General features: G+C 55.9%; 8 protein-coding genes. 2 read left to right on the top strand and 6 right to left on the bottom strand.

The features are described 5' to 3' along the window. The 4 genes from mtnA to rpsL form a co-directional block, all read right to left on the bottom strand. Positions 1 to 873 (bottom strand): S-methyl-5-thioribose-1-phosphate isomerase (gene mtnA, locus ABX962_RS23190; protein WP_372722745.1); only part of this gene is annotated, 873 nt, incomplete at its 3' end. A gap of 36 nt (positions 874 to 909) precedes the next feature. Then, complete coding sequence (gene fusA, locus ABX962_RS23185) at positions 910 to 3,003, bottom strand: elongation factor G (RefSeq protein WP_372722743.1); 2,094 nt, start codon at positions 3,001 to 3,003, stop codon at positions 910 to 912. 189 nt (positions 3,004 to 3,192) lie between these two features. Then, complete coding sequence (rpsG, locus tag ABX962_RS23180; RefSeq protein WP_372722741.1) at positions 3,193 to 3,663, bottom strand: 30S ribosomal protein S7; 471 nt, start codon at positions 3,661 to 3,663, stop codon at positions 3,193 to 3,195. 123 nt (positions 3,664 to 3,786) lie between these two features. Beyond that, positions 3,787 to 4,152: a 30S ribosomal protein S12 gene (gene rpsL / locus ABX962_RS23175; RefSeq protein ID WP_008708955.1), complete on the bottom strand. Its 366-nt coding sequence runs from the start codon at positions 4,150 to 4,152 to the stop codon at positions 3,787 to 3,789. A gap of 345 nt (positions 4,153 to 4,497) precedes the next feature. Between rpsL and ABX962_RS23170 the strand changes: the two genes are divergently transcribed. Continuing rightward, positions 4,498 to 5,565, top strand: a complete 1,068-nt coding sequence (locus tag ABX962_RS23170; protein WP_372722739.1) for a hypothetical protein — start codon at positions 4,498 to 4,500, stop codon at positions 5,563 to 5,565. On the opposite strand, the gene ABX962_RS23165 is transcribed toward ABX962_RS23170, so the two are convergent. Further along, entirely contained in the window at positions 5,562 to 6,071 is a 510-nt protein-coding gene (locus ABX962_RS23165; protein WP_372722737.1) for a GNAT family N-acetyltransferase, read from the bottom strand. The two genes, ABX962_RS23170 and ABX962_RS23165, sit on opposite strands and share 4 nt — an antisense overlap. Before the next feature lie 18 nt (positions 6,072 to 6,089). Then, positions 6,090 to 7,580, bottom strand: coding sequence for a shikimate dehydrogenase (aroE, locus tag ABX962_RS23160; RefSeq protein ID WP_372722735.1), 1,491 nt, complete (start codon positions 7,578 to 7,580; stop codon positions 6,090 to 6,092). Positions 7,581 to 7,702: 122 nt separating this feature from the next. Between aroE and ABX962_RS23155 the strand changes: the two genes are divergently transcribed. Next, positions 7,703 to 8,416 (top strand): PQQ-binding-like beta-propeller repeat protein (locus ABX962_RS23155; protein ID WP_372722733.1); only part of this gene is annotated, 714 nt, incomplete at its 3' end.

The raw sequence follows: 8,416 nt of genomic DNA, 5'->3' as shown, positions 1-8,416 counted from the left end.
GGGGTTGGCGACTTCGTCACGCCCGCGTTGTTCAATCGGGATCAGATCGCCTTTGGCGAGCGCAGGATCAAACGTGCTCGAGGGCGCCGCGACATAAAATGGAACGCGGTGATAGCGGGCGAGCACCGCTAAGGGGTAGGTCCCGATCTTGTTGGCGGCGTCGCCGTTGGCGGCAATTCGATCGGCGCCGACAATCACCGCATCAATTTGGCCCGTCTTCAGCAAGCTTCCCGACATCGAATCGGTCAACACCGTAACCGGCACACCGGCTTGCGCTAATTCCCATGCGGTCAAACGAGCGCCTTGTAGCAGGGGCCTCGTTTCGTCGGCAAACACCTCGATGGCGTGCCCCGCTTCGTGCAGATGGTATATCGGCGCGAGCGCCGTGCCCCACATCGACGTCGCCAAACCCCCTGCGTTACAGTGCGTCAGCACGCGGTGGCATTCAGCGAGCAGCTCGGCACCGTGACGTCCGATGTCGCGGCACATTTGACGATCTTCGTCATGTATCGTCGTCGCTTCACAAAGCAAACGCTCGGGCAACGCATCGTCGTCACCCACCGAATCGACAATCGCTTTCATGCGGTCGAGCGCCCAGAACAGATTGACTGCGGTAGGACGACTCTTCGCGAGAAATTCGATTGCATCAAGATAGCTTTGCCTGGACCGCGTCCCATCAGGTTGACGTGCCAAACAGACGCCATAGGCGGCCGCAATCCCAATCGCCGGAGCTCCGCGGACGACCAATCGCTGAATCGCATCAAACGTTTGGTCGACGTTCTCGCATCGCAACGTCACCAACTCGGAAGGAAGTCGAGTCTGATCGATCAGATCGAGACATCCGTCATGAAACGCAAGCGTCTGTGTCGTCATCTTAGCGGTTAAATTTCGTTAGCGAGTCGCGATGGTTTAGTACTGAAAACTCTCGGCGTCTTCTTTGGGCGCCGGTTGGTAGCTGTACGGTTCCATACTACCGCCCGCCCGTCCCTGGCTGAGACTTCGCACGGCACTCGAGTAACCAAACAATTCTTTTAGCGGGGCGTGAGCGGTGATCACGGTCATCGCGCCGCGGGTTTCAGTCGAAGCGATGATGGCTCGCCGCTGCAGCAAGTCACCGACGATCTCACCCATGTAATCTTCGGGGGTGGTGACTTCGACCCGCATGACTGGTTCGAGCAGCACGGGGCCGGCGGCCTGCAGTCCCTTGTCGAACGCGTCTCCGGCGGCAATGCGGAACGCCACCTCGTCGCTGCCCTCTTCGTGAACCTCGGCGTCGTAGGCTTCGATCTTAACGCCCGACAGCGGGAACCCTGCGATCAACCCGCCCCCCTCAGCACGTTGACGCAGCTCTTCAATCGCCGCAGCGCGAACATTGCCTTGCAGCGGACATTCGGGCGGCAAGCGGTCAAACACCAACACCGGCGACGAACTGTCTTCGAGTGCCGACACGCGGACCTTCAATCGTGCGAACATGTGCGATGCCCCGATTTGGCGATTGCATTGACCCACGATGTCGGAATTTCCGCTGATCGTCTCGCGATAATTCACGCGTGGTTTATAAAACTTGACGTTCAAGCCAAAGTCACGCGTCAAGCGATGCTGAATGACCTCCAGATGCAATTCGCCCATCCCGCTGATCAGCGTCTGGCCAAGCTCTTCGTTTTCAACGGCATGAAATGTGGGGTCTTGGCGGCGAAGCATATCGAGCGTTTCTTCAAGCTTTTTGCGGTCGCCTGTGTTTTCGGGCTCGATCGCCATCGACAACACGGACTCAGCAAACTTGATGCTCGGCAATTCGATCGTCTCTTTGGTGTCACAAACGGTGTCGCCAGTGATGGCAAAGCGGGGGCCGATCACACAGCAGATATCGCCGGCACCGACCGATTCGATTTGCCCATCGCGTTCCTTCTTGCTGGCGTGAATCTGCCACAGTTGAGCAATGTTTTCTTTCTTGTCGCGATTGGGGCATTGCACGCGTGAGTTCTGTTTCAGTTCGCCGCTGTAGACACGGATCCAGTAATTGTCGCCCGTTTTGGCAGGCAAAATTTTGAACACCAATCCGCAAAACGGCTCTTTTACATCCGGTTTTCGCAACAGGACTTTGTCGGGCTTCTTGGGGTCGACTCCTTCGACCGGCGGCCGATCCAGCGGACTGGGCAGATAATTGCCAACCCCGGTCATCAGCGGCTGAACGCCGATACCGTGCAGTGCCGAACCACAGAAAACCGGCTGGATCGCCATCTCGATACAACCTTTGCGGAGCGTCGAGACAATCATCTCACGCGGCACCGGTTTTTCATCCATCGCCAACATCATCGCTTCGTCGTTCAATTCATAAACGACCTCGAGCATCTGTTCCCGCCACAACATCGCTTCGTCCAGCAGGTCTGCGGGTATCTCGGTTTCCTTGACTTCCTTGCCTTCGGTTTCCGGATCAAATTCCAGCATTTTCAGGTCGACGAGATCGATCACGCCACGGAACGGATCGCTGGTGTGTGGCGGGCCTTGGCCGACCGGCAACTCCACCGCCACAGGACGCCCGCCCAATCGAGGAGCGATATCGTTATAGACCGCTTCAAAATTGGCTCCTTCACGGTCCATCTTGTTGATAAAGACAATCCGCGGAACGCCATACTTGTCCGCCTGTCGCCATACGGTTTCGCTTTGCGCTTCGACCCCTTCGCGAGCCGAGAACACGGTGACCGCACCATCGAGCACGCGAAGACAGCGTTCTACTTCGGCGGTAAAGTCGACGTGTCCGGGGGTATCGAGCAAGTTGATCGAATACTGATTCCAGGTGTACTTCACACACGCGCTGAAAATCGTGATCCCCCGCTCTTGTTCTTCGGGATCGTCATCGGTGTCGGTCGTTCCATGATCAACCCGGCCGACTCGATGCTTCGCACCACTGAGGTACAGCATGCGTTCGGTCACGGTCGTTTTGCCCGCATCAATGTGGGCAATGATGCCGATGTTGCGAATTTTGGATATGTCGAGAGCCATCAGTCTCGTGGGGTGTTGCTAGGAAGAAGGGAAACCGGTTCAAGCTCGACGTGTTCACGAAATCAAGATTCGCGGATGCGTCAGGGCAGTGGATTGTGCTTTTGCAAAGCCTACACTAGCGCATGAAAAACCGCGACACGGTGTAAGCCACACCGGATCGCGGTCCATGGATTTCGTTGTACGAATGCACTACCAAGCGAAGTGAGCAAATGCCTTGTTCGCGTCCGCCATGCGGTGCGTGTTTTCACGCTTGGTGTAGGCAACGCCTTCTTTCTTGTAGGCTGCCAAAACTTCGTCGGCAAGTTTTAGGTGCATTGGGCGACCCTTTTTGTCGCGGACAGCCGCAAGCAACCAACGAATCGCCAAACTTTGTTGACGGCTTCGGTTCACTTGCATCGGCACCTGGTAGCTCGCACCACCGACTCGCTTGCTGCGAACTTCGATGTAAGGCTTGATGTTTTCCAGTGCGGTTTCAAAGATTTCGATTGGCTCGGCGTCGGTATTACGCTTAGCAACTTCTTCGAGTGCGTCGTAGAAAACTCGCTGTGCTGTGGTCTTTTTGCCATCGAGCATCAAGCAATTGATGAACTTGCCCGCAAGCATCGATCCGTGCTTCGGGTCACCTTTAAGCGAGGTGCGGCTAGCTGTGATACGTCCCATGTTTGGTTTCGGTAAGTCGGTTGGGAATCGCGGCCGAAAACAACGATCGGCTGGCAAATCCGTGAAATGGATCTAAACGGTAAAATCTCGAAGCGAGTGGGTTTGTGGAATCAAATCCACAAACTATTTCTTCGCACCGTAACGGCTTCGAGATTGCTTGCGGCCATCAACGCCCAATGCGTCACGCGATCCGCGGACCACTTGGTAACGAACACCCGGCAAGTCACGAACACGTCCACCACGTACCAAGACGATCGAGTGTTCTTGAAGGTTGTGACCTTCACCAGGGATATAGACGGTGACTTCTTTGCCGTTGCTCAAACGCACACGCGTGATCTTCCGAAGAGCCGAGTTAGGCTTCTTAGGAGTCATCGTACGGACCTGCAAGCAAACGCCCTGTTTCTGTGGGCACTTTTCGAGCACAGGCGACTTGCTTTGGCTTTTCTTCAGCTTACGTCGCTTGCGGACGAGTTGATTGATGGTTGGCATAGAAAGTAGTTGTGGATCTTTTCCGTCGGGCCTTAATTCATTACGAACGAGCAAGTATCCGTTTTGCACGAAACCTGTCAATAGCTACTCGGCGTTTGAAACGCAGGAAATTTAGCTTGGAATGAAAAATGCCCTCTTAACTTTCCCATCGCTACCCCCTACGGCTTCGAACACCGCGACGAATCGCCCGTTTTCCGCGACAGGATCCATGAAAAGTGAACCGCTGTTCTGCTGTATGCAATGGCAACTAGCCGGACAGCGAATTTTCGCTAGATTACCTAGACCTCCATGGAGGGGAGCGACTTTCAATTGAGCCAATCACCCCATCAATGAGAGATAATTGCGATGAAAACCTCAGTACTCGGCAGCTTTGCAACCCGATTTTGCTCGGGTCGCCCGATTGCGATGCTCGCTTTGGCATCACTATTTGCGCTCAGCCCGGAACCACAGGCCGAGGCCCAGCTGATCCAGATCGGCCGCGGATTCGGCGGTGGCGTCCGCGTCCGAGTCCCATTTGTTGCAGTGGATGTCGCTCCTTGGGGTGACACCCGGGTTCGTGCTCCCTTTACCTCGGTAAATACGGGAATTTATGCCGGACCACGCTATTCAAGCCGCTATGGCAGCCCCATTTACCCGAGTTACGCCTATCCCCCGGCCTCGCCCTACTATCGCAGCGTCCCAAGTTACCCCCCAAACGTGTACGTGTCACCGAACTACCGCAGCGCGAGTCCGATGGTTGGTGGCAGCTCAATCTACGGCACTCCAATGCCGGTCGCTCCCATGCAAAGCAATCCAGGATTCAGCAGCTCGGACCGCAGATACGGCAGCTCGATCATTGCCTCGGCCACTCCATCCCCTCTGCTAGGTGATGGCCCCGTTTCGGCTGCGTCCCAAAGACCTCCGTTCGCGGGGTCGGCGTCGGATGATTTGCTCCGCCGCGCGGCGATGCAATTGCAAACCAGCCTTTCGCGGCGAGGTGGCGACAGCGATATCTGGATCGACTATTTGGCCCCTGCAGAGATCGCACGCCTGATCGATGCGGGGGAAATGTCCTCCGAAATGGCCGAGACACGGCTCCGCAATTACCAGGGGGTGACGTTCAACCCGGATCTCCGCTGGTTGACGTCACTGCCAGGGTTTGCCGAAACGCGTCGTCAATTGGAACTTCGCCTTGCCAATGCGAGTAGCGACGCCAATGCGAGTAGCGGTAACGACATTCGCGAGTCGACGCCGCAGCCTGCCGCCCCCGCGGCAACCGAAACTTCGCCCGAGCCAGCAGAAATACTTCCTCCTCCGATTCCCAAGCCTGATGCTGCCGCGGATCGAGCGAACTCGGGCCAACCCACGCCCGCCAAACCCGTTGCCGAGCCCGACGCAAAAGAACCCGAGGCGAAAAAATCGGTCGGCATCTAGTGCGGGTGGCGGGGTCGCAATTGACAGAAGAACGCTTTCTTCTGGTCGGGCAGCGAGTAATCGAAGCCACAATTTTTGAAAAACTCTTCGGAGGAACTGATTGCCATCACCTCCATCACCCCGAGCTCGCGGGCGCGCTGGACACAATGGTCGACCAGCATCCGGCCAACCCCGATATTTCGATACTCGTGGTGCACCGCTAGACTGAGCAGTTCGGCGAGCTTGGCACTGTAGATCTCGACTGCGGCAAACCCGAGGCATTTTTCTTTGCCATCATCGGTTCGCACCGCCATAAAACCATGCCGAGTCAGCTCGATCACTTCGGCTTCGGTGCGGGCCAACAATAACCGCTGCGCCACATAAGGCCGCAGCAGGGCATGAATCGCTTCGGCGTCGCCTGGCATCGCTTTGCGAATCGTCACCCCCGCCAGCAATGAAGGGGGCTCGGCGTCGGAGTTTTCCGACGAATGAGGGGTATTTTGCGAAGAATCCTGCGTCACGATCACTCCTAATGCCGCAAATGCTTAATTCAATTGAACTGGGTTAGTCGCTTGTTTGATGGTGTCTCGCATCAAGGCGATCGGGGCGTCGCGTCCGGTGAACAATTTGTACTGGTACGCCGCTTGGCGAACAAACATATCGATCCCAGTGATGATTCGGCAGCCGTGCTTTTTTGCATGCTTGATCAACATCGTACTTTCGGGATTGTAAACGGTATCAAACACGACCATGAATTGGTTCATTGCCGAGGCGTTATACGGCGTGCTGTCGACATCAGGATGCATTCCGATCGGCGTTCCGTTGACCAGCAAGTTGACCTTGTGTGAATGACGATCTTCCCATTCGACCACGCGGCAGCCGATTTCCGAAGCCAAAAGGTTGGCGCGTTCAAAGGTTCGCGAGGCGATCGTGATATCGGCGCCTCGTTGACGCAATCCCCATGCGATCGCTCGCGACACCCCGCCGGCGCCCAGGATCAGAACGGACATGCCCATCATCGGTTTCTCGACGTCTTTTTTCAGCGTCAGCACCTGTTCGATGCAATCCATCGCCGCGCGGTAATCGGTGTTGTAGCCAAGGTTGTCTTTGCCTTGGAAAATCACGGTGTTGACCGCCCCAATTCCGTTCGCACTCGATTCCGCTTGCGTGCAATATTCGAGCGTTCGCTCTTTGTGAGGGATCGTGACGCTGATCCCGCTGACCCCAAGATTGCGAGCATTTTGGAGGAAAATGTGCAGATCGTCGGCGGGGACCCGGAACGGCAAATACCGAGCATTCAGCCCCTGATCGTAAAAGGCGGTGTTGTGAATCAGCGGGCTGTAGCTATGCGCGACGGGGTCGGCGACGACGCCGAACAATTCGGTGGCCTCGTTGATCTCTTTGTAGCGGTACAGCGTGTTCATCTCTTTCCAATTGAGCTGTCCCGGCGCCAGTTTCTTGTCGGCGCTGTAGGTCGCGTAGGTGAACGGCGATCCAACTCGCTCGCCCAGAATCCGGGTCACCATCCCGATTTCGCCCATACAAATCCCGATTGTCGGTCGTTTGGCGTTTTTGACCATATTCAACATACGGATGTTGTCCGAGAAGCTGTTGGCCATCGAGGCGATTTTGACAATATCGGCGTCCTCATCCGCCATGGCAGCGGCCAAACTTTCCAAATCATCGGGGGTTTCCGCGAAATCGTGGTAGCTGATGATTCGTTTTGTATTGCCGTAACGAGGAATTTGCGAGGCGATGTCGGCCTCGATATCGACGTACTCGACCCCCGCGGCGATGGCACTTCGCAACACCATCAAACGCTCTTGCTCGCTACGCATCCAACGTCCCCCGTCCTCGCGACGACGACAGGTGATCACGACGGGGCCCGGACGTTCATCAATCAAACGCTTCAAATTGACCGCACGCCCGATGAAATCAAGCCGCAGCTCGACCAATTGGGCGCCTTGTTCGACGAGAAACTGATGTTCAGCAATCATCCGCTTGTGGCGGGCACGACCGAGGCTAACACAAATCATGAAGTCAGAAAAAACATCGAGGAAGAACGGTCCTGCATTCGCAGGGTCAAGCAAGCACGTATAATCGCTGGAATCGCCGATTTTGACTACCGGCTATCTCAAAGACTCAAAAATAAGCTGCAATGTTGAAGATAAACACGTTTTCTAAAGCGGGCTGTGTCAAATTTGCCGTCGTTTTGCTCTCCATTTCTGCTGCCATTGCTACCGCCCCCGCCGGGACCGCCTCGGACGAATCGGCTCGCAAATCGCTCAGCGAGTGGACGCTGGCCCGCGGCAACCCCGAATCGACTGGGGCGACCGATCAACAGGTTCCGAAGGATTTGGTCGTAAAATGGGAATACAAGGCGGACGAGGCGATCGAATCCGCCTTGGTTGTCGCTGATAATTTAGTGTTTGCAGCCGACGTGATGGGAAAGCTGTATGGGATTTCCCGCGTCGACGGCAAAGAAGTGTGGACGCACGATTATGACACAGGGTTCACCGCTCCGCCTGCATTTCACGACGGGCATCTGGCGATCGGCGATGTCGAAGGCAATTTCTATTTTCTCGATGCCAAAACGGGAAAACTGCTGTGGCAAGCGGAAACCGAAGGCGAGATCGATGGCTCGGCGGCATTTTTTGGTGACAATGTGCTGATCGCCAGCCAAGATGGCAAACTGTACTGCTTTGCCGTCAAAGACGGTTCGCCGGTGTGGACTTACCAAACCGACGACCAAATTCGCTGCAGCCCCACGGTCGCTGGTGATAGCACGTTTATTGGCGGGTGCGATGGGCAATTGCACATCGTTGATTTGAATACGGGCAAAGCGATCGGCAACACGGTTCCGCTCGGGGGG

Origin of the sequence: Novipirellula sp., from assembly GCF_041583735.1 — a bacterium.
Lineage (GTDB): Bacteria > Planctomycetota > Planctomycetia > Pirellulales > Pirellulaceae > Novipirellula.
This window is presented reverse-complemented; position numbering and strand designations above follow the sequence as displayed.

What these genes read in the sequence shown, in the direction of transcription:
- aroE (WP_372722735.1), bottom strand. Translation starts at nt 7,580, where the DNA reads ATGATTTGTGTTAGCCTCGGTCGTGCCCGCCACAAGCGGATGATTGCT.
- rpsG (WP_372722741.1), bottom strand. Translation starts at nt 3,663, where the DNA reads ATGGGACGTATCACAGCTAGCCGCACCTCGCTTAAAGGTGACCCGAAG.
- ABX962_RS23170 (WP_372722739.1), top strand. Translation starts at nt 4,498, where the DNA reads ATGAAAACCTCAGTACTCGGCAGCTTTGCAACCCGATTTTGCTCGGGT.
- fusA (WP_372722743.1), bottom strand. Translation starts at nt 3,003, where the DNA reads ATGGCTCTCGACATATCCAAAATTCGCAACATCGGCATCATTGCCCAC.
- rpsL (WP_008708955.1), bottom strand. Translation starts at nt 4,152, where the DNA reads ATGCCAACCATCAATCAACTCGTCCGCAAGCGACGTAAGCTGAAGAAA.